This window comes from Caulobacter sp. SLTY (assembly GCF_009905535.1).
Taxonomy (GTDB): Bacteria; Pseudomonadota; Alphaproteobacteria; order Caulobacterales; family Caulobacteraceae; genus Caulobacter.
The window spans coordinates 1-20,921 of the sequence record NZ_JAAALA010000029.1 but is presented as its reverse complement, the minus strand read 5'-3'; the positions used below and the strand labels follow the sequence as shown (position 1 = coordinate 20,921).

General features: G+C 69.0%; 19 protein-coding genes. 11 read left to right on the top strand and 8 right to left on the bottom strand.

Going from position 1 to position 20,921, the window contains the following annotated elements; translation table 11 throughout:
• Positions 1 to 34: 34 nt before the first annotated feature.
• On the bottom strand, positions 35 to 904 hold the full coding sequence (locus GVN21_RS21400; protein WP_166575671.1) for a transglutaminase family protein: 870 nt from the start codon (positions 902 to 904) through the stop codon (positions 35 to 37).
• A 91-nt stretch (positions 905 to 995) separates the two neighbouring features.
• On the opposite strand from GVN21_RS21400, the gene GVN21_RS15650 reads away from it, so the two are divergent.
• Together GVN21_RS15650 and GVN21_RS15645 are read left to right on the top strand one after the other, a co-directional pair.
• Positions 996 to 2,213 carry a putative DNA modification/repair radical SAM protein gene (locus tag GVN21_RS15650; RefSeq protein ID WP_166575670.1) on the top strand — a complete coding sequence of 406 codons (1,218 nt, stop codon included), beginning with the start codon at positions 996 to 998 and terminating at the stop codon, positions 2,211 to 2,213.
• A complete protein-coding gene (locus GVN21_RS15645; protein WP_166575669.1) occupies positions 2,213 to 3,637 on the top strand; it encodes a UdgX family uracil-DNA binding protein in 1,425 nt (474 codons plus the stop codon). Before GVN21_RS15650 ends, GVN21_RS15645 begins: the two co-directional genes overlap by 1 nt.
• Here GVN21_RS15645 and GVN21_RS15640 read toward each other — a convergent pair.
• Positions 3,634 to 4,914: an MFS transporter gene (locus tag GVN21_RS15640; RefSeq protein WP_166575668.1), complete on the bottom strand. Its 1,281-nt coding sequence runs from the start codon at positions 4,912 to 4,914 to the stop codon at positions 3,634 to 3,636. The two genes, GVN21_RS15645 and GVN21_RS15640, sit on opposite strands and share 4 nt — an antisense overlap.
• Before the next feature lie 13 nt (positions 4,915 to 4,927).
• Positions 4,928 to 5,758: a fumarylacetoacetate hydrolase family protein gene (locus GVN21_RS15635; protein WP_166575667.1), complete on the bottom strand. Its 831-nt coding sequence runs from the start codon at positions 5,756 to 5,758 to the stop codon at positions 4,928 to 4,930.
• Positions 5,759 to 5,899: 141 nt separating this feature from the next.
• Between GVN21_RS15635 and GVN21_RS15630 the strand changes: the two genes are divergently transcribed.
• The 5 genes from GVN21_RS15630 to GVN21_RS15610 all read left to right on the top strand — a co-directional run bounded on the left by GVN21_RS15630 (position 5,900) and on the right by GVN21_RS15610 (position 12,896).
• Positions 5,900 to 7,282 carry a pectate lyase gene (locus tag GVN21_RS15630; protein WP_166575666.1) on the top strand — a complete coding sequence of 461 codons (1,383 nt, stop codon included), beginning with the start codon at positions 5,900 to 5,902 and terminating at the stop codon, positions 7,280 to 7,282.
• A gap of 239 nt (positions 7,283 to 7,521) precedes the next feature.
• Positions 7,522 to 8,382, top strand: coding sequence for a pirin family protein (locus GVN21_RS15625; protein ID WP_166575665.1), 861 nt, complete (start codon positions 7,522 to 7,524; stop codon positions 8,380 to 8,382).
• Positions 8,383 to 8,482: 100 nt separating this feature from the next.
• Positions 8,483 to 9,166, top strand: coding sequence for an ABC transporter ATP-binding protein (locus tag GVN21_RS15620; RefSeq protein ID WP_205690118.1), 684 nt, complete (start codon positions 8,483 to 8,485; stop codon positions 9,164 to 9,166).
• Positions 9,163 to 11,685 carry an FtsX-like permease family protein gene (locus tag GVN21_RS15615; protein ID WP_166575664.1) on the top strand — a complete coding sequence of 841 codons (2,523 nt, stop codon included), beginning with the start codon at positions 9,163 to 9,165 and terminating at the stop codon, positions 11,683 to 11,685. The genes GVN21_RS15620 and GVN21_RS15615 overlap by 4 nt, the downstream gene beginning before the upstream one ends.
• Positions 11,685 to 12,896, top strand: a complete 1,212-nt coding sequence (locus tag GVN21_RS15610) for a carotenoid 1,2-hydratase (RefSeq protein ID WP_166575663.1) — start codon at positions 11,685 to 11,687, stop codon at positions 12,894 to 12,896. The genes GVN21_RS15615 and GVN21_RS15610 overlap by 1 nt, the downstream gene beginning before the upstream one ends.
• Before the next feature lie 312 nt (positions 12,897 to 13,208).
• On the opposite strand, the gene GVN21_RS15605 is transcribed toward GVN21_RS15610, so the two are convergent.
• The 3 genes from GVN21_RS15605 to GVN21_RS15595 all read right to left on the bottom strand — a co-directional run bounded on the left by GVN21_RS15605 (position 13,209) and on the right by GVN21_RS15595 (position 15,229).
• A complete protein-coding gene (locus GVN21_RS15605) occupies positions 13,209 to 14,504 on the bottom strand; it encodes a hypothetical protein (RefSeq protein WP_166575662.1) in 1,296 nt (431 codons plus the stop codon).
• A gap of 62 nt (positions 14,505 to 14,566) precedes the next feature.
• Positions 14,567 to 14,923: a hypothetical protein gene (locus GVN21_RS15600; protein WP_166575661.1), complete on the bottom strand. Its 357-nt coding sequence runs from the start codon at positions 14,921 to 14,923 to the stop codon at positions 14,567 to 14,569.
• Between the two features lie 126 nt (positions 14,924 to 15,049).
• Positions 15,050 to 15,229, bottom strand: coding sequence for a hypothetical protein (locus tag GVN21_RS15595; RefSeq protein WP_166575660.1), 180 nt, complete (start codon positions 15,227 to 15,229; stop codon positions 15,050 to 15,052).
• 132 nt (positions 15,230 to 15,361) lie between these two features.
• Here GVN21_RS15595 and GVN21_RS15590 point away from each other — a divergent pair, with 132 nt between their 5' ends.
• Positions 15,362 to 15,760 carry a hypothetical protein gene (locus GVN21_RS15590; RefSeq protein ID WP_166575659.1) on the top strand — a complete coding sequence of 133 codons (399 nt, stop codon included), beginning with the start codon at positions 15,362 to 15,364 and terminating at the stop codon, positions 15,758 to 15,760.
• 69 nt (positions 15,761 to 15,829) lie between these two features.
• On the opposite strand, the gene GVN21_RS15585 is transcribed toward GVN21_RS15590, so the two are convergent.
• Entirely contained in the window at positions 15,830 to 17,173 is a 1,344-nt protein-coding gene (locus tag GVN21_RS15585) for a hypothetical protein (protein ID WP_166575658.1), read from the bottom strand.
• 153 nt (positions 17,174 to 17,326) lie between these two features.
• Between GVN21_RS15585 and GVN21_RS15580 the strand changes: the two genes are divergently transcribed.
• On the top strand, positions 17,327 to 18,400 hold the full coding sequence (locus GVN21_RS15580; RefSeq protein WP_166575657.1) for an MBL fold metallo-hydrolase: 1,074 nt from the start codon (positions 17,327 to 17,329) through the stop codon (positions 18,398 to 18,400).
• A gap of 6 nt (positions 18,401 to 18,406) precedes the next feature.
• Here the strand turns inward: GVN21_RS15580 and GVN21_RS15575 are convergent, their stop codons facing one another.
• On the bottom strand, positions 18,407 to 20,023 hold the full coding sequence (locus GVN21_RS15575; protein WP_166575656.1) for a pectate lyase: 1,617 nt from the start codon (positions 20,021 to 20,023) through the stop codon (positions 18,407 to 18,409).
• Between the two features lie 118 nt (positions 20,024 to 20,141).
• Between GVN21_RS15575 and GVN21_RS15570 the strand changes: the two genes are divergently transcribed.
• Positions 20,142 to 20,582 (top strand): MarR family winged helix-turn-helix transcriptional regulator, encoded by a 441-nt coding sequence (locus tag GVN21_RS15570; protein ID WP_166575655.1) that lies wholly within the window; start codon positions 20,142 to 20,144, stop codon positions 20,580 to 20,582.
• On the top strand, positions 20,579 to 20,921 hold a 343-nt coding region (locus GVN21_RS15565), incomplete at its 3' end, for an enoyl-CoA hydratase-related protein (protein WP_205690116.1). The genes GVN21_RS15570 and GVN21_RS15565, both read left to right, overlap by 4 nt.

Genomic DNA, 20,921 nt, shown 5'->3' with positions numbered 1-20,921 from the left:
GCGCACTCCCACGAAAATGGCCTCTGACGGGCCCTTAAGCAGCCGCCGCCAGATTGTCGGCGGCCGAGACGGTCACATTGACGATCAGTTCGCTCTGGCCCGGATCGCCAATCAGGGCCCCGCTGACCGGCGATGCCTCTCGCGGCGTGCGGCTGACAGCGACGGGGATAAGGTCTGGGGACTCGGCCAGCCCGTTGGTCGGGTCGAACTCCGTCCAGCCGAGATCCGGCAGGAAGACCTCGCACCAGGCATGGGTGGCGCCGGCGCCGCGCAGGGTCGCGGCCGGGCTGTGCAGGTAGCCGGTGACGAACCGCGCCGCGTATCCCGCGCGCCGCAGCACCTCGACCATCAGCCAGGCGAAGTCGCGGCAGGTGCCCGAGCCCGCGCTCAGGGTTTCGGCCGGCGATTGCACGCCCTCCTCATAGCGGGCGCGATAGCCGAAGCCGTCGATGGTGCGATTGAGTCGAAGCAGGAAGTCGAGCGCCGGCTCGTCCGCAGGCCCCATCTGGGCCTTCAGCCAGGCGGTGACCGTGGCGTCGTCCTCGCTTTCGGGGACCATGTAGGGCGCCAGCGCTGCCCGATCGTCGCGGCTGTAGACGATCGGCATCGCCGTGTGCGGGTTATCGGGTTGGAAGGGGAGGAGGGGCGCCGGAAACCGCTCGATGACCAGCTGGCTGACGATCGCCAGCTCGGTAGCCTCTCCCTCTGGCGTAAACCAGCAGACGCAATTGCCGTAGGCGTCATAGGTCCAGCGGATGCGGCCGGGCGGCCCTACCGCCAGGGACGCCTGCTCCACCTTCAGCCCATGACTGTCGCGCGGCCGCAGCATCAGGCGCTGGGCGCCGAAGGACACCGGCTTCTCGTAGCGATAGCGCGTTTCATGTTGGATGAGGAGGCGGGTCACGCACCCTCAACCGCGCGCGAACCCTTTGGTTCCAAAGACATTTTTTCGCCCCGCCGTGGACAGAACGAAAAGAGAACGATAGGGTCCTTCCATGGCCCCCCTGTCCCTCAAGCGTAAACTCGCCATCCTATCCGACGCCGCCAAGTACGACGCATCCTGCGCCTCGTCCGGCAGCTCCGGCCGCAACTCTCTGGGCGGCAAGGGGGTGGGATCGACCGAAGGCATGGGCATCTGCCACGCCTATGCCCCGGACGGGCGGTGCATCAGCCTGCTGAAGATCCTGCTGACCAACTTCTGCATCTACGACTGCGCCTATTGCGTGAACCGGGTGTCCTCCAACATCCCGCGCGCCCGGTTCACAGTGCAGGAGGTGATCGACCTGACCCTCGGCTTCTACAAGCGCAACTATATCGAGGGCCTGTTCCTCTCGTCCGGCATCATCCGCAACGGCGACTATACGCTCGAGGAGATGGTGCGGGTGGCGCGGGGCCTGCGCCAGGACCATGACTTTCGAGGCTACATCCACCTCAAGCTGATCCCGGAGGCCTCGCCGGCCCTGGTGCTGGAAGCCGGGCTCTACGCCGACCGGGTGTCGATCAACATCGAGCTGCCCAAGGACGAAAGCCTCCTGGCTCTGGCCCCTCAGAAGGATGTGGGCGTCATCAAGAAGGCGATGGGCGGTGTGCGCTACGCCATCGACGAGGGCAGGGAGAAGGGGCGGCGCGCCGCGCCGAAGCGGTTCGCCCCGGCTGGCCAGTCGACCCAGCTGATCATCGGCGCGGACACCGCCAGCGACGGCGAAATCCTTCAGCGAAGCGAGCGGCTCTACGGCGGCTACGGCCTGCGCCGGGTCTACTATTCCGCCTTCAGCCCGATCCCGGACTCTTCGAAGGCGCTGCCGCTGGAGCGGCCGCCGTTGATGCGCGAGCACCGGCTCTACCAGGCCGATTGGCTGATGCGGTTCTACGGCTTCGAGCGGCAGGAGATCGTCGGCGAGGCGGCCAACCTCGACCTGGCCATCGATCCCAAGCTCGCCTGGGCGTTGGAGAACCGGGGCCGGTTCCCCATCGACGTCAACCGGGCCGATCGCGAGGCGCTGTTGCGTACGCCGGGCCTGGGGGTGAAGACGGTCGACCGGCTCATCGCCCTGCGCCGCCAGAAGGCGATCCGGCTGGAGGACGTCAAACGCCTGGCGCGGGGGCTTTCCAAGGTAAAGCCGTTTATCGTCACGGCCGACTGGACCCCCGGCGCCCTGACCGACGCGGCCGGCTTGCGCGGGACGGTGGCCGAGCAGCCGAGGCTGCTGTGATGCGCATCGCCCGGCTGGCCGGCCCGACCGACTTCGAAGGCTGGCGCAAGACGGCCCGGGCTCTGCGCCTGGCCGGGGTGACGCCGGGCGAGGTAGTCTGGGCGGCCGGAGGGGAGGGGGAGCTGTTCGCCGATGGCGATCCCGCCCCGGCAGCCGACGCTCCGGCCTTCACCGCGCCGCGCGCCTTCGTCGACTTGGCCCAGGAGGTCATCTGCCATCGGGACCCCGAACGGTTCAACCTGCTCTACCGCCTGCTGTGGCGGTTGCAGGACCAGCCGGCCCTGATCCAGGACATCACCGATCCCGACGTCGCCCGCGCCCGCGAGATGGCCAAGCCGGTCGCGCGCGCCAGCCACAAGATGAAGGCTTTCGTCCGCTTCCGGCTGCTGCCCGGGGTCGAGCCGGAGACCTACGCCGCCTGGTTCGAGCCGATGCATCACGTGGTCGAAAAGACGGCCCCGTTTTTCGTGCGCCGCTTCGCCGGTATGCGGTTCTCGATCCTCACCCCCGAGGCCTGCGCCCACTGGGACGGCGATACGCTGCGCTTCACCCCCGGCGTCAGCCGCGACGCTGCGCCGGCCGACGACCTGCTGGAGGACTTCTGGCGCACCTATTACGCCTCGATCTTCAACCCGGCCCGGCTGAAGGTGAAGGCCATGCAGGCCGAAATGCCGAAGAAATACTGGCGCAACCTTCCGGAAGCCCGGCTCATTCCCGACCTGATCGCCAGCGCCGCAGGAAGGACCGCCGCCATGGTCGCCCAGGCCCCGACCGAACCCAGCCGTCACGCCGCCAAGGCGACCAAGCCGGTGCGTGACGTGGTTCTGGAGGGCACGCCCCCCTCGCTCGAAGCGCTGGTCGCCGGTGTCGACGGATGCCGCCGCTGCCCGCTGTGGAAGGACGCCACCCAGGGCGTACCTGGCGAGGGTTCGGCCACCGCCCGGCTGATGTTCGTCGGCGAACAGCCCGGCGACCAGGAAGACCTCGCCGGCCGCCCCTTCGTCGGCCCCGCCGGCCAGGTGTTCGACAAGGCCCTGGCCGAGGCCGGCGTGCCGCGCGAGCAGACCTATGTCACCAACGCCGTGAAGCACTTCAAGCACGAGCTTCGCGGCAAGAAGCGCCTGCATAAGACCCCGGTCCAGAGCGAGATCAGCGCCTGCCGCTGGTGGGTAGACCATGAGCGCCGCCTGATCCGGCCGAGGGTGATCGTCGCGCTCGGCGCCACAGCCGCCCTGTCCGTTTTCGGCAAGGCGACACCGATCGCCGCAAATCGGGGCCGGGCGATCCAGCTGCCCGACCAGGCCCAGGGCGTGGTCACCTACCACCCCAGCTTCCTCCTCCGCGTGCCGGATGCCGAGGCTAAGGAGCAGGGTTTCAAGGCGCTGGTCGAAGACCTGGCCCTGGCCTGGAAACTGGCGGCCTAGAGCTTAACCGGCTCCATCTTCGGCGACAGCAAATGCACCACCCCCAGCGCCAGCAGATAGGCGCTGGCCGCGACCACGAAGATCGGGGTGTAGCTGCCGATCTGGTCGAGCACCCAGCCGGCGTACTTGGCCATGGCCATGCCGCCGATCGCGCCGATCATCCCGCCGATGCCGACTACCGAACCCACCGCCGAGCGCGGGAAGACGTCCGAGGGCAGGGTGTAGAGGTTGGCGGAGAAGCCCTGGTGGGCGGCCGTGGCCACCCCGATGATCAGCACCGCCAGCCAGAGATTGTCGACCACGGCCCCCAGGCAGATCGGCACCGCGAACAGGGCGCAGATCAGCATGGCGGTCTTGCGCGCGGCGTTCAGGCTCATGCCACGCTTCATCATCGCCGAGGACATCCAGCCGCCGCCGACACTGCCCACATCGCTGAGCAGGTAGATGCAGACCAGCGGAATGCCGAAGGTCTTCAGGTCCAGCCCGTGGCGCTTGCTGAGGAAATCCGGCAACCAGAACAGGAACATCCACCAGATCGGATCGATCAGGAACTTGCCCAGCGCATAGGCCCAGGTTTCCTTGATGGTCAGCAGCTTCAGCCAGGCGACCTTCTCGACCGGATCCGCCGGATCCTGCTCAATGTAGGCCAGCTCGGCGGCCGAGACCTTGGGCTGTTCGCGCGGCCGGCGGTAGACGATCAGCCAGATCGGCAGCCAGATCAGCCCGGCGATGCCTGTGATGATGAAGGCCATCTGCCAGCCCCAGGCCAGCACGATGGCGGGCACCACCAGCGGCGTGACGATGGCTCCGATGTTGGTGCCGGCGTTGAAGATGCCGGTGGCGAAGGCCCGCTCCTTCTTGGGGAACCACTCGGCCACCGCCTTGATCCCACCCGGGAAGCCGCCACCCTCGCCGACGCCCAGCAGCACACGGGCCGCGATCATGTGGCTGAGGTTGCTGACGCCCGCGTGGGCGATGTGGGCGAGTTGCCAGATGAAGAAGGCGGCCCCGAAGCCCCAACGGGCCCCGATCCGGTCGATGATCCGGCCGAACAGCAGGTAGGAGACCGCATAGGCCGCCTGGAAGTAGAAGATGATGTCGGCGTACTGGGTCTCGCTCCAGCCGAACTCCTTCGACAGGGTGGGTTTGAGCACCCCCAGCATCTGGCGGTCGACGTAGTTGATGACCATGGCCGCGAACAGCAGGCCGCAGATCAGCCAACGATAATTGCCGACCTTGACCGGGATCGGCGGCGCGGCGTCAGCCTGTGCGCTCATGGACGTGTTCCCCTCACCCCAACGGCCCCGCCGGTTGCGCCCGGCATAGGATGGTTCCGTATCGCCCGAAGTCGATGGCTGCCGACTGTCCGGCGACGATATCATGCACCCCGGTCACCGCCCCGGTGGTCACCAGGGCCCCGGCCTTCAGCGGGTGTCCCCGCCCGGCGCAGTGGCCCAGCAGCCAGGCCAGGGCCTCGGCCGGCCCGTCCGGCAGGTCGGCGGCCGTGCCGGTCCCGACCACGGCGCCCTCGATGGCGGTCGTGCAGGTCAGATCGGCAAAGGCTTGCTCGCGCCAATCCGCGACCGCCTCGCCCAGGATCAGGCCCCAGTTGTTTCCGAAGTCGCTGGCCACCACCAGGGGGCCGAGCTGGTTGATGGTCGCCAGGGGGCTGCCGGCCGTCTCCACGCCTACGAACAGGGCGTCGGCCAGGTCCAGCGCCTCCTCGGCGGTCCAGCGGGTCTTGCCGGCCAGCGCATCGGCGCCCAGGCGATAGACGAATTCCCCCTCGACGGCCGCGAAGCCACCCCGGAAGACGGGGAAGGGGACTTCGACTCCCGGCTCGGCGCGCCACAGGTTTCGCGCAAACACCGGCCCGGACACCCGCGCCGATCCCAGCCGCTCCTGCAGGGGCGGCGCGATGCGGCCGACCTTCCAGCCGACGATCGCCTCGTTCCACCGATCGATGGCCGCGTCCTGCACGGCATAGGCGCCGGCGAGGTCTGCGGGGATTGCGCCGGGGAAGTCGGGCAGGGCGTCGGCGGCGCGGCGGGCGTCGGTAAAACGCCGGGCGATGTCGGCGCTGGCCTGGCCGGACGCACTGGTTGCCGCCGTTCCCCTCACCCCTGTCTTCCTCCCCCGAATTTTTCTTCAGCTTTATCGGCGTCACGGCGCCGGGCTGGGATTGTCTCTAAAGGAAACCGGTGTCATTTTCAATCGGCAGGCGGCGAAAAGCCCGTCGGGAGGTCGTCAGAGGTTCGGAAAATGCTGTCCAGACAAAGGTTTAAGGTCGTTTTCGCGGCGATTTGCGGCGCCTTGGTCGCCGGGGCCGGCCTGTCGGTCGCAACCGCTGCTCAAAAGGCCCACGACGCCCCCCGCACCGCCACCTCGCACCTGGCGTTTCCGGGCGCTCTGGGTTGGGCGGCGACCACGCCGGGCGGGCGCGGCGGCCAAGTCATCCGGGTCACCACCCTGGCCGCCGAAGGCCCAGGCTCGTTCCGTGAGGCGGTCGAAACCAAGGGCCCGCGAATCATCGTCTTCGAGGTCGGCGGCGTGGTCGATATGGGCGGCAAGACCCTGACCATCCGCGAACCCTTCCTGACCATCGCCGGCCAGACCGCCCCTTCTCCGGGTGTCACCTTCATCAAGGGCGGCATCGACATCGCCACCCATGACGTGGTGGTCCAGCACATCCGTGTCCGCCCCGGTGAGGCCGGCGCGGCGAAGAAGTCCGGCAAGGACTTCGACAGCATCTCCACCCAGGGGATCAGCTACAACATCATTGTTGATCACTGCACCCTGACCTGGGGCACGGACGAGAACCTGTCCGCCTCCGGCCCTCGTTTCGTCGGCCAGACGCCCGATGACTGGCGCGCCGGCACCTCGCGCAACATCACCTTCTCCAACAACATCATCGCAGAAAGCCTGCGCTACTCGACCCATGCCAAGATCGAGCATTCCAAGGGCAGCCTGATCCACGACAACATCACCGGCATCCTCATCGTCGGGAACCTCTACGCCCACAATTTCGAGCGCAATCCGATGTTCAAGGGCGGGGTGCGCGGGGTGGTGGTCAACAACCTGATCTACAATCCGGGCCAGCGGGCTATCCACTACAACCTGATGGCCGAGGAGTGGGGCGACAAACCCTGGCAGATCGGCCAGCTGGTCGCCGTCGGCAACGTGCTGCGCGGCGGCATGGACACCGCCGAGCACCTCGCCTTCCTGGAAATCGGCGGCTACGGCGACCTGGAGTTCTACGGCAAGGACAACATCGCCCAGGACCGCTACGGCCGCCCCCTGCCGATGTTCGGCCGCTACACCACCGCGCCGGCGAAGATCATCCAGAAGAGCCGGCCCATGCTCTGGCCGCCCGGCCTGGTCGCCCTGCCGGCCTCCGCGGTGCAGCAGTCGGTGCTTGGAGGGGCCGGCGCCCGGCCGTGGGACCGCGACGCCCTGGACGTCCAGCTGATCTCCGATGTGGCCGAGGGACGCGGCGCGATCATCGACAGCGAGAACGACCTTCACGGCTATCCCGCGCACAAGGAAACCCGCCGGCCTTTCAATCCCGACGACTGGAACCTGTTCGACATGACGCCGAAACGGCGGGATGTGCTCGACGCGGGGGCGAAGGCGAAGGGGACCTGACGCGCTGCGAGAGTCTCAACTCTCCCCCCGCTTTGCGGGGGAGGACCGCTCTGGAGCGCTCAGCGACAGAGCAGGAGGGGGGCAAGTCCGTGTCAGAAGGAACCTCCCTACCGCCGGTGGGGCCCGCCTCCTGGTTTCTCGCTTGAGGCTCGAAACCTGTCCTCCTCCCGCTTCGCGGGGGGAGAGAAGAAACCTCACGCTCTTGCGCCCTTGCGCGTCCAAGCCGAAGTAGTCCGGCCATGACCCACAAGACCGTCCTCGCCCTCCACCCCGCGCACCGCGACGACATCACCGACCTGACCACCCGCAGGCCGCTGCCGGGGCCGGGGCTGGAGCAGGTCGACCCCTTCCTGTTCCTCAATCACCACGGGCCGCAGGTCTATCCGCCGAACAACCGGGGCCTGCCGTTCGGGCCGCATCCGCATCGGGGGTTCGAGACGGTTAGCTTCATCCTGTCGGGGGAGATGGCGCACCTGGACAGCGGCGGCCATGAGAGCGTCATCGGGCCGGGCGGGGTGCAGTGGATGACGGCCGGGTCCGGGCTGGTGCATGCGGAGATTTCGCCCGAGGGGTTCAAGCGGCTGGGCGGTCCGCTGGAGATCCTGCAGCTGTGGGTCAACCTGCCACCGGCGTTGAAGATGTCGCCGCCGCGCTACGTCGGGCTGCAGCGCGAGGATATCCCGGCCCATGAGGCGGACGACGGGCGGGCGCGGCTGCACCTGATCTCCGGGACCTATGGCGAGCATGTGGGCCCGATCGACACCCTGACCGGGGTGTTCATGTCGACCCTGGACTTGGCCGGCGGGGGGCGGATGCATTTCGACGGCCTGAGCGGCCGCAATGTCTTCCTCTATGTGGTGGATGGGGCGGTGCGGATCAGCGGGCGGGAGATCCCGCGCTGGACCCTGGTGACTCTCGACCTGGCCGGCGACCACCTGGAGATCGAGGGCCTGCCGGACGCGCGGCTGGCGTTCGGTCATGCGGCGCCGATCGGGGCGCCGGTGGTGGCGCACGGGCCGTTCGTGATGAACACGGTGGACGAGATCCGCCAGGCGATCGGCGGCTATAACGCCGGCAAGTTCGGAAACGTGCGCCTCTGACGTCATCTTGGTCGCGCGTTTTATCCGATAACCGGTTCCCACTTATCGGAACGCGCTCTGCACCCTTTTCCTGACCCGCTTCAGCGCTACAACAGGTTCAATGACAGCCCAACCGATGCTGGCCCTCCAGGGTCTGACCAAGTCCCTGCCCGGCGGCCGGGTGCTGTTCTCCGACCTCGACCTCAAGGTCGCGCCCGGGGAGTTCGTGGCGGTGATGGGCGAGAGCGGGGTGGGCAAGTCGACCCTGCTCAACCTGATCGCCGGGCTGGACCGGGCTGACCGCGGCGAAGTGATCGTCGGGGGCCAGACCTTGACCGGGCTGGACGATGACGCCGCCACCCTGTTGCGGCGGGACCGGATCGGATTCGTTTTCCAGGCCTTCCATGTGCTGCCGCACCTCAGCCTGGCGCGCAATGTGGCCCTGCCGCTGGTGCTGGCGCGGGCTGAGCCGGGCGAGGCGCTGGCCAGGGCGACGGCCCTGCTCGACGCCGTCGGCCTGCAGGGGCGAGGCGGCGACTATCCGCGCCAGCTGTCGGGCGGCGAACTGCAGCGGGTGGCCATCGCCCGCGCCCTGGTCCACCGGCCCGCCTTGATCCTGGCCGACGAGCCGACCGGCAACCTGGACCCCGAGACCGCCGACCGGATCATGGGCTTGCTGGCCGGCCAGTCGCGGGAGGCAGGGGCGGCGCTGCTGATCGTGACGCACTCGGACAAGGTGGCGGCGGCGGCGGATCGGTGCCTGTTGCTGACGGCCAAGGGGCTGGTGGAGCAGGAGCGCGGATGAGCCGCGCCCTTCTCTGGCTGATCCTCGGCGAATGGCGGGCGCAGCCGATCCGGGTGGCCACCGCCGCCCTGGCCATTGCGGTGGGGGTGGCGCTGGGCTTTGCGGTGCATCTGATCAACGCCTCGGCGCTCAGCGAATTCTCCCGCGCCATCGACACGGTGAATGGGGACGCCGATCTGCAGGTGCAGTCGGTCTCCCCCGCCGGTTTCGACGAGGCCCTCTATCCGAAACTGGCCCGCGCGCCGGGGGTGGCCATCGCCAGCCCGGTGGTCCAGTTGACCGGCGCCCTGCCGGGCGAGCAGCGCGGGCTGACGGTGCTGGGGCTCGACATCTTCCGCGCCGCCCACGTCACCCCCAACCTTCTGGGCCGGCCGTCGGGCAACACGGTCGGCGGGGCGGGACAGGTGTTCGACGAGAATTCCGTCTTCCTCTCCCCCGCCCTGATGCAGGGCCGCAAGCCCGGAGACATCTTCACCCTGTCGGCGGGCGGGCGGACCGTGCCCCTGACCATCGCCGGGCCGCTACCGGCGGTGGACGCCGAGCGGCGGATCGCGGTGCTGGATATCGCCGCCGCCCAGTGGCGGTTCGACCAGATCGGCCGGTTGCAGCGGATTGACCTGAAGCTCAGCCCAGGCGCCGACCGGGCCGCCACCGGCGCCGCCATCGCCCGGATGCTGCCGCCCCAGGCCGAGCTGGTCACCCGCGAAAGCCAGACCCGGCGCAGCGACAGCCTGTCCCGCGCCTATCGGGTGAACCTCAACATGCTGGCGCTGATGGCGCTACTGACCGGGGGGTTCCTGGTGTTCTCGGCCCAGTCGCTGTCGGTCGCTCGGCGGAGGGCGCAGTTCGCCCTGCTGCGGGTTCTGGGCACGAACCGGCGGGCGTTGCTGTCCCAGGTGCTGATCGAGGGCGGTATCGTCGGGGCGGTCGGCTCCGTGCTCGGGCTAGGGCTTGGCCTGGCCCTCGCCTATGCCGCCCTTAACCTGCTCGGCGGCGACCTGGGCAGCGGCTACTTCCAGGGCAGCCGACCGACCCTGGTGTTCGCCCCGATCGCCGCCGGCGTCTTCTTCCTGCTGGGCCTGGCCTGCGCCCTGGTCGGCAGCCTGTTGCCGGCGCGCGAGGCGGCCAACGCTCAGCCGGCCGTGGCGCTGAAGAACGTCGGCGACGCCCTGGACCCTTCCACCCGGCCGGGGATTCGACTCGCGCTCTTGCTGCTGGGCCTGGGCGCGGCTTGCGCCTTCGGACCGCCGGTCGCGGGTCTGCCCTTGCTGGGCTACGTCTCCATGGCCCTGCTGCTGGCCGGCGGGGTGGCGGCCATGCCCTGGCTGGCGCGGCTGCTGCTGTCGCCGTTGCAGGCCCGGCCCCTGAAGAGCCCCACCGCCGAGCTGGCCGTCCGCCGCCTGTGGGGCGCGCCCAGCCAGGCGGCGGTGGCCCTGTGCGGCATCGTCGCCTCGACATCGCTGATGATCGCCATGGCGGTGATGGTCTCGAGCTTCCGGGGCTCGGTCGATGACTGGCTCTACCAGGTGCTGCCCGATGACCTCTACATCCGCTTCGCCGGTCCCAGCGAAGTCGGCGGCCTGGACCCCGCCGGCCAGGCCAGGATCTCCGCCCTGCCCGGCGTGGCCGAGGTCGCCTTCACCCGCGCCACCCCGCTGCGGCTGAGCACGGATGCCCCGCCGGTGGCCCTGGTCGCCCAGCCCGTCACCCGCGCCGACCCGGGCGCCCGCCTGCCGATGATCGGTACGCCCCGCGCCGCGCCGCCGGGACTGACGCCGGTATGGGTGTCCGAACCCGCCGCCTGGCTCAACAAGCTCAAGGTCGGTCAGACGATTACCCTGCCGCTGGACGGGGCGCCGAAGGTCTATGTCGCCGGCCTGTGGCGCGACTATGCCCGCCAGAACGGCGCGGTGGTGCTGACCAGCGAGGACTATAGCCGGCTGACGGGCGATGCCTTGCGGGGCGAAGCGTCGATCCGGCTTAAGCCTGGCGCGGAGGCCGACAAGGTCGGCGCCGCGGTGCTGGCCGCCCTGCCGCCCGATGTGGCGGCCCGCACCGAGATGCTGCGCCCGGCCCAGATCCGCGACATCGCGCTGGGCCTCTTCGATCGCAGCTTCGCCATCACCTATGTGTTGGAGCTGGTGGCCATCCTGGTCGGGCTGGCCGGGGTGGCGGCCACGGTCTCGGCCCAGACCCTGGCGCGGACCAAGGAGTTCGGGATGCTGCGGCACCTGGGCGTGCGCAAGCGCCAGATCACCGCCATGCTGGCCATCGAGGGCGCCCTGCTGGGCGCCGTGGGGGTGGCGGCCGGCCTGACCCTGGGGCTGATCATGAGCCAGGTGCTGATCCATGTGGTCAATCCGCAGTCCTTCCACTGGACCATGCAGACCCGCCTGCCCTGGGGCCTGTTCCTGGTGGTCACCGCCGGGCTGATCGCGGCGTCGGCGGGGACCGCCCTGCTGGCCGGGCGGCGGGCGCTCAGTGTCGATGCGGTGCGCGCCGTGCGGGAGGACTGGTGATGCGCCGCGTGCTCGTTTTCCTGATTGCTATCGCCCTCCTGTCGGCCGGAAATCTTGGCGCCTCCCTCCCTGAGGGAGGGAGTAGGGGGAGGGTTTACGCTGCCGACACCGTAAACCCTCCCCCTCCCACCGCTGCGCGGCGGGCCCCTCCCTCTCCCTCAGGGAGAGGGGACGAAAGCCGCGGCCCGGCCCAGTCTGGGGCTCGGATCGCGCCGGTCTATGCCCCGGTCCGGCCGGGAACCGCCATCGCCTTCCCGCGCGACCATGGCGCCCATCCTCAGTTCCGCACCGAGTGGTGGTATGTCACCGGCTGGCTGGACACCCCGACGGGGCCGCAAGGCTTCCAGGTCACTGTCTTCCGCACCCGCCCCAACGTCGACCAGGCCAACCCCAGCGCCTTCGCGGCCAAACAGGTGCTGTTCGCCCACGCCGCCCTGTCGGACCCCAAGGTCGGCAAGCTGCTGCACGACCAGCGCATCGCCCGGGCCGGGTTCGGCCTGGCGGAGGCCTCGACCGCCGACGGTGACCTGGTGTTGGACGATTGGTCGTTGAAGCGCGGGGGCGACGATCGATGGCGCGCGCGCGTGCCGACCCGCGACTTCACCCTCGACCTGGTCTTCACCCCGACGCAGCCGCCGCTGTTGCAGGGCGAAGGGGGCTACAGTCGCAAGGGACCGCAGGCGAGCGAGGCCAGCCACTACTACACCCTGCCGCAGCTGGCGGTCAGCGGCACGGTCGTCCGCGACGGCAAGCGCGTGGCGGTCACCGGCCGCGCCTGGCTGGACCGCGAGTGGTCCTCCACCCTGCTGAACCCGGCCGCGGTGGGCTGGGACTGGGCCGGGCTGAACCTGGCCGACGGCGGCGCCCTGACCGCCTTCCAGGTGCGCGACGCCGCCGGCAAGCCGCTGTGGACCGGCGGCAGCTATCGCTCGTCCGACGGCAGGCTGACCGTCTTCCGCCCCGGCGAGCTGAAGTTCGAGGCCATCCGCCGCTGGCGTTCGCCCCGCACCAAGGCGCTGTACCCGGTTGAGCAGCGGGTGACGGCCCCGCTGCCGGGCGGGACGCGGACCTTTACCTTGAAGCCCCTGTTCGACGATCAGGAGCTGGACAGTCGACCGGGCGGGCCGGTCTATTGGGAAGGCGCGGTCAGCGGCGATGGGGCCAAGGGGTATCTTGAGCTGACCGGCTACTTCGAAAAGCTGTCGCTTTGAAGAACCCTTCTCCCGCTTGCCGGGAGAAGGAACGCAGCCGCTATGGATCGCCGCCGATGTCCCGCATCAGCCACGGCGGCAACCGCACGCTGCGCCGGATGGCGGCCTTGTCGTCTTGAATGTCGTGAGCCCTCTTCCGGCGAAGTCTAGAAAGCGCGGCCCGCAGCCACGCCAGGATCTTTCTGGGTTTCATTCCAACCTTGCGATGTCAGGACGTTGTGGGGTGCGTTGGGCATGGTCCACTCTCCTGTTCGCTTGGGGTTGGCGGCCGCCGGGGCGGCCGAAAGACCGGCGCTCTCTAGCAGAGGCCGGTTATCGCCTCAACAGATCGGCCGGCACGGTGGGCTCGGAGATCAGCGCCTCGAACACCTTCCAGCGGCCGGCGGCGTCCGGGGCGGCGTGCTCGACGTGGGCCTTGGCCATCTCTTCGCCGAGACCGTAGTTGATCACATAGCTGCGGTAGGTCTCGGTGAAGCGGACCGACTGCTCGGCCCGGGCGCGGGAGACCAGCTGGTATTTCTGGACCAGGCCGATGGCGGTTTCCCGGTCGATCTCGCCGTCGAGATACATCTGGGCGATGGTCAGCCGCGCGCCCGCTAGGTCCTTCAGCGCCGCGCCCAGCGCCACCTGGTCCTTGGCCGCCGCCGGGTTCAGGCCCGCTAGCGGGAACAGCACCTCCCGCTCGAACGCCACCTTGTCGGCCTCGGGGAAGGCCAGGTCGATGCCGTAGTTGGCGGTGCCCTCGGCGATGAAGGACTGCGGGCTGTAGAGGGGATAGACGGTGTATTCGACCCAGCCCTGCTGCTTGGCCAGCTTCTGTTCCAGCAGCATGTTGAGAGCATGGTGGCCGGGGTAGCCCTCATGGCAGCCCAGGTCGATGGCCCGGTCGATGCGGATCGGCAGGTCGGTGTTGATCTGGATCAGGCTGACCGCATTGCCTTTGTACCAGTTGTAGCCGGACCAGCTCTTGCCCTTCACGAACTCCAGGGTGAACTGCTCTTCCGTGGGCAGGGCGATGCGGGCGGCGGTGCGCTTGCGGCATTCGGCGATGCCGGCGCGCATCACCGCGTCCAGCCGGTCGGTGGGGATGATGAAGAGGTTCTGGTAGCTGTCGACCCGCTGCCACAGCGGGCCTTCGCCAGGGACCAGCGTCTCGATCCGGGCGAGCACGGCGTCATAGTGCGACAGCGGCTTGAGCTGGGGCCGGACGCCGAACAGGCCCTCGGCCTCGTCCGCGAACTTGAAGGTCTCGCCCAGCGCCATGGAGAGGCGGGTGTCGGCGGCCTTCAGCTGACCGGCCAGGAAGGCCTTGCGGCGGGCCTGCAGCGGGGTCTCGCCGGTGGTCGGCACGCCGTTCAGGCGGACGGTGAGCTTGCGGACATCGGCCCGCAGGGTGGCCTGGTCGCGGGGCGCCGCCTTGGCGGCCGCCGCCCACTCGGCCGGGCCGTAGTAGGCGTCCACATAGCCCTCTTCCCGCTCGCCGGCCTCCAGGGTCAGCTTGACGAAGTCCTCGGCGATGCGGTCGAGGCTATCGGGGGTCGGCACGGCCGTAGCCGGCCCGGCGATCAGCAGGACGGCGGCAAGGGCGGACAGCAGGCGAGCAAGCATGGAAAACCCCAGCGGACAGTTGGTCCGCTGGGGTTTCGCACGGGATCGGAGGCTTGGGTAGTTCAGCTCTTTGGCATCTTGTCGGTCAGCAGGTGACCATATTTGCCCCACAGGCCGGTCCCGCCGGCGATGGCCGCCCGGCGGGTCGCCGGATTGGCCAGCAGGCCGATGGCCGCGATGCCGCCCACGACAAGCGCCGCGGTCAGCAGCGGATGGGCCTTGGCGGTGGCCACCGCATTGGTGCGGGCCAGGTTCAGATTGTCGCGGGCTTCGACCGCGCGACCCTTGAGGTCTTCCTTGATCGCCACGGCCTGATCGCTGCCGAAGAAGCGCTCGATGAAGCCGCTCAGCGAAGTGGAGTTGTTGGCGGCGCCGTTGCGGTAGCCGGCGGGCGGCGGGGTCGGATTGGCATAGGTCATGGCGGACTCCGGGAAAGGGTGTGCAAGGTCGGCGGTTGAACGCACGAGGACGCGAGGTGATCCCGCCGGCGAGGCCGCGAGCGACAATCCCGGCACGGCGGTGACCGCCGGGCCGGGATCAACCGGTTAGCCGCCGCTGGGCAGCTTCGGCGCCTCGATATCCGGGGCCTTGATGTTGACGTCGACCTCCTTCTTCTGGGTCAGCCCGCCGCCGAACAGAAGGAAGGCGCCGATCACCAGCACCAGAACCACCAGGCCGCCGACCACGAAGGCCATTCCAGAATTGCCGCTATTGCCCTCAGCCATTTTTTCGCTCCTTACAGACGATTGCAGTTAACAGCGCCGCGGGCCCGGCTTGGTTCCAGGCCTTACCCGCCGGGTAATCGACCCGCCTATCGCCCGCCGCCATCCTGCAGCCATCGATAGATGGAGGCGGCGATGACCGTTCAACTTTCTTCCCTGCTGAAGCGCACCCTGGGCCTGGACGCGGCCACCTGCCTGGCCATGGGGGCGGCGATGACCCTTGGCGCCCTTCCGCTCGGCGATCTGACCGGCCTGCCGCCGGCGCTGCTGATGGTGGCCGGTCTGGTGCTCTTCCCGGTGGCTGGGCTGATGATCTGGCTGGCGCGACGCAACGACGCCCCGGCCCCGATGCTGTGGCTGGTGATCGGCGGCAACGCCGGCTGGGTGGCGGCCAGCCTGCTGCTGCTGGTCGGCGGCTGGGTGAAGCCGACCCTGGCCGGCGAGATCTTTGTGATCGTCCAGGCCCTGGGCGTCGTGGCCCTGACCCTGGTCGAATACGCCGGGGTACGCCAGGGCCGGCCGGCGATGGCCTGATCCTACCGCAAATGGAAAGGGCCCGCCGGTTTCCCGGCGGGCCCTGACCATTCAGGCTGTGGCCAGCCCTTACTTGTTGCCGGGCAGCTTGCAGCCGCCGAGGGTCTTGGCCTGGGCGCAGGACAGAACCTCCAGCGGCTTCACGCCGCCGCGCTGGTAGCCGATCACGTAGGAGCCGTTGCCGTCGTCGCAGTTGGCTTCCATGTAGACGGCGTTGTCGGTGGCCCGGTCGAGGGTGCGGGTCTCACGGACGTTGCAGGTGGTGTCCTTCAGCGAGCGCAGATCCTTGGTCACCTGGGCATAGGACGCGTCCTTCTTGGTGAAGGAGCAGCGGTAGCCCTGAACCTCGGCGAGGGCGCAGTTGTAGACGATGCCGCCCGAGCCCTTGAACTCGGCGATGCCGCCGTCCGGACGGTCCGAGCACTTCAGCTCGACGATTTCCTTGTTCGGCACGTTGAACACGCCGTACTGCTCGACCGTGCACTTGAAGCCGGCGTTGCCGGACAGCTTGGTGTAGAGGCCGTTCTGCTCGGTCTTGGCGGCGCGGGCGTCGGTCATGGTGCAGCCACCGCCGACGAAGTCCGCGTCGGCGCAGGCCAGGGCGCGGGCCAGGGTGCCGTCGGCCTTCTGCTCGATCATGAAGCCCGTGCCGCCTTCGCAGGCCGCTTCGAACCAGCTGGCCCCGTCCTTGGTGCTCAGCACGTAGCGGCGATCCTTTACGGTGCAGGCCTTGCCCGAGCCGGCCATCAGCTTGTCGACCACGGCCAGTTGGGCGGCGCGGTCGGTCAGTTCGCAGGCCACGGTCTGGCCGGCCTCGTAGTTGAGGCAGCTGTTGAGCCTGGTTTCGCCGGCGATGTTGGCCGGGGCGGCGGTCTCGAGGATGTAGCCGTTGCCGCCCTGGCAGGCGACTTCGATGAAGGTCTTGGCCGGGCTGGCGCCGATGTAGCGGCTCTTCTCGACCACGCAGGTCTTGCCGGTCTTGGCGATGTAGGGGGTCAGCTGGGCCTGGAGGTCCAGGTTGCCGGGCAGCTTGCAGGCCAGCGGGCTGGGCTTGTCGCCGATCGGCTTGTTGGCTTCGAAGCAGGGGGCGCCGGTCGGGGCCGGCTTCGAGGCGTCTGCGATCAGCAGGTAGCCCATGCCTTGGTCGCAGGCGATCTCGAAGTAGTCCGTCTTGACCTTGGTCTTGGGGTCGGTCGAGGCAATGATGAAGCGGGCGTCGGCGACGGTGCAGGCAATGCCCGCCGACTTGGCCAGGGCGGGCGCCTCGGCCTTGCCGCGCTCGCGGTCCTTCTCGGTGATGGCGCCGGCGGCGGCCGCGTCCTTGGGTTTCTTCTGGGCGGCGCTGGTGGTCGCCCCGACGGCGAGCATGGAGAGGATAACGGCGGCTGCAACGCCGAGACGGTTACGACTCATGGACCCTGAGCTCCTGGGCAGTGGGGGCTATGTTGTTTTGGGCGGTTAAACGCCCGCTTCCTCAGGGGGTCAAGATGCCTCCCGCTACTGGCGCAATTGCGGCGCGGGCCTGAACGGCCGATGATAGGGGCGTTCATCGGAGGGATAGGATCAGTGCACGACGGCGTGGAAGACATCTCGGCGGAAATCCGCCGCCCCAAGCTCGACTATCCTTTCGAGACCGTCCCGACGCCCGGCGCGGGCGATGCGGTCGAGATCCGCCCGGGCGTGCTGTGGCTGCGCCAGCCGCTGGGCGGGCCGCTCGGCTTCATCAACGTCTGGGCCCTGGCCGACGGCGAGGGCTGGGCCATTGTCGACACCGGCCTGCAGACCCGCGAGACGGCGCAGGCCTGGCGCGAGGCGTTCAAGGGCGCGCTGGGCGGCAAGCCGATCACCCGGGTGATCGTCACCCACCTGCACCCCGATCACATCGGCCTGGCCGGCTGGATGACCCGCAAATTCGATTGCCGGCTATGGATGACCCGGCTGGAGTACATCCAGTGCCGGATGCTGGTGGCCGACACGGGGCGCGAGGCGCCCGAGGATGGCCTGCGGTTCTACAAGGCGGCGGGCTGGGACGAGGAGTCGATCGACAACTATCGGCACAAGTTCGGCGGGTTCGGGAAGGCAATCTACCAGCTTCCCGACAGCTATCGCCGGCTGACCGATGGCGAGGTGTTCCGCATCGGCGACCACGACTGGCGGGTGGTGACCGGCAACGGCCATTCTCCGGACCACGCCTGCCTTTGGTGCGAGGAGCTGGGCCTGTTCATCAGCGGCGACCAGGTGCTGCCGAGGATCAGTTCGAACGTGTCGGTCTTCCCCACCGAACCGGACGGCGACCCCCTGACTGACTGGCTCACCAGCCTGGCCAAGCTGAAGGCCACCGTGCCCGACACCGTCCTGGTCCTCCCCGCCCATAACGACCCCTTCCACGGCCTGCACGCGCGGCTGGACCACCTGATGGCCGGGCATGAGCGGCAACTGGGCCGGCTGGAAAAGTCCCTGGCCGAGGCGCCCAAGCGGAGCATCGACGTGTTCGGCAGCCTGTTCGCCCGGCCGATCGGTCCGGAGCTGATGGGCATGGCGACCGGCGAAAGCCTGGCGCACATAAACTGTCTGATCGGGCGGGGGCGCGTGGTGGCGGAGCAGGATGGGGACGGGGTGACGTGGTATCGGGCGGCGTGAGGCCGATCAGCCCTCCAGGGCCTCGATCAGCGTCCCGACGTTCTTGATGAACTCGCCGGTGGAAACGCCCATCACCGGATAGTCGGTAATGTACGGAGACGTATCCGACGCATCTCCGACGCGGGTCAGGCGGAATTCTCCCGGCGCCACCTCGGCCGGGCCCGGCCCAATGTACGGGTTGCTCACCGCCTTCAACGGTGTCGGCCAATAGCCCCGCGCGTTCAGACCGCCGAGCAGCTTCGCCACCGCCGCCGGCGAGACGTCCCGTGTGCGCTTGGCGTCGCTGGTCATGTCGGAAACCGCGATGTCGGTCAGGGTGAAGTATTTCGGCAGCGGGGCGGCGCCCGGCTTGGCCAGCAGGGGCGAGCCCTTGGCGGCCTCGGCCGGCGGGGTGGCGGCGAGGCGGGCGTATTCGGCGCGCAGGCGTTTGGTGTCGACCGAGCGGAACGATGAGTAGTGGATCACCGTGTCGGCCGGATCATGGTCGGCATAGTAGGCGCCGTTGACGACATTGGAGCCCCGGCGGTGGACGTAGAGGGGCTTGTTGGTTCCGGGCTGGATGAAGGTGGGGAATTCGCGGCCGTCGCGGTGGAGCTTTACCGGCAGGCGGACGGAGTCGAGCCAGTCGAGGGCCTCGGGGATGCGGGTCAGGTACTTCGGGTCGCCGGTCAGGCGGTAGAAGCTCAGCAGCTGCTCGATGTTGCTGGCCGTGGTGTGGGTGGCGTAGGCCTCCGGCTCGTAGGTGCGGGCGGCGGCGGGTTTCAGGGTATCGGGGTGATGCTGCAGGCCCCAGCCGGCCTGGGGGGCGGGCTGCTGGCAGGCGAGGAAGCAGTCCATGGCCCGGTGGATGGCGGGGAGCAGCCGCTTCTGGCCCAGCGTCTGGTAGCAGAAGATCAGGAACTTGATGTTCTCGCCGGCCACATCGTCGTTGAAGGTGATGTAGCCGCTGTAGTCGGCCTGGCCGTGCAAGCCCGCATCCGGCACAGCCGGCCAGCGCTGGGGCCAGCCGCCGCTCACGTGCTGGCTGTCGAGGACGAAGGCGATCGCCTTCTCCAGCGGCGCCCGGTACTTCCGCTCCCGCTTTTCGAGATAGAGGCGCAGCAACAGCTGCGACGCCTCCGCCGTGCCGGCGTCATCGAAGGTGGCGTTGCCCTGGTAGTGCTGGAATTCCTCCATCCGCCAGGCGTTGGCGCCGTAGGTGGCGTACCAGCGCTTGAGGCTCTCCTCCCCAGCCGTGTCGATGACGTAGTTCCAGCCGCCGGCCGGATGCTGGCCGCGGATCAGGGCGTCGGCGGCCGACTTGGCGGCCTGGTAGTACCAGTCGTCTCCCGTGGCATGCAGGGCGTCGAGGAACAGGTGGCCCATGGTCGCCGTACCGGGCGGCTGGACCCAGATCATGGTCGGCGAGGCTTCCAGCTCGCCCCAGCGGCGGGAGAAGTCCGGCAGGGCCGACCAGACATAGCCGCCGCCGACCGAGGCTTCCTCGACCATGAATTTCGAGGCGCGCTTCATGGCGGCGAGGATGGCGTCGCGGTCGGGCGCGCCGGTCTCGGCGGCGGCCAGGGTCGGCAGGGCGGCGAAGGCGGCGCTGGCGATCAGCATCGCGCGGCGGGATACGGGCATCCTGGAGTCCCCAACATTTTGATCTCGTCTACCACTATGACACCGGTGTCTCAAAACCCAGGAAATTAGTTCATATGCGAACTTGTTATTTCGTGTGTGAAGCATATAACCCGGCGCCATGACGCCCGCCCCACCCCGGCTGATGTTCCTGCTCAGCGCCGCCCACCGGCGGGCGCAGCGGTGGATCGAGGCGCGGATGGCGCAGACCGGGGGGCTGACCTCGGCGCAGTCGGGGGTGCTGTTCTATCTGGGGCGGGCCGACGGGGCGCTGATCGGCGAGGTGGCCGAGGCGCTGGATGCGGCGCCGAGCGCCATGACCGGGCTGATCGACCGGATGGCGCGGGCCGGCCTCGTCGAGCGGCGGGCCGATCCGGCCGATGGCCGCGCCCAGCGGGTTTACCTGACTGAGCAGGGCCGGGCGGCCCGCGAGGTCGCCAAGGATGGGCTGGCCGCGATCAACGCGCGGCTGACCGAGGGCTTCACCGAGGCCGAGATCGACACCGTGGCCCGCTGGCTGACCAGCCTGCAGACCCGTTTCCCGCAAGGAGCTGACCGATGACCGACCAAGTGCTCGTTTCCGTCGAGGACGGGGTGATGACCCTGACCTTCAACCGCCCGGACAAGAAGAACGCCATCACCGACGCCATGTACGGCGTGCTGGCCGACGGGCTGGACCGGGCGGAGGCTGACCCGGCCATCCGCTGCGTGCTGTTCAACTCCTCCAGCGAGGCGTTCACGGCCGGCAACGACCTGATGGACTTCTCCGCCCAGAATGCGTCCGGCGACACCTCGCGCGATGCGGGCGAGCGGCCGGCGGGGGAGCGCAACGTGACCCGGTTCCTCAAGGGCCTGGCGCGGGCGGAAAAGCCGCTGGTGGCGGCGGTGCGGGGGCTGGGCG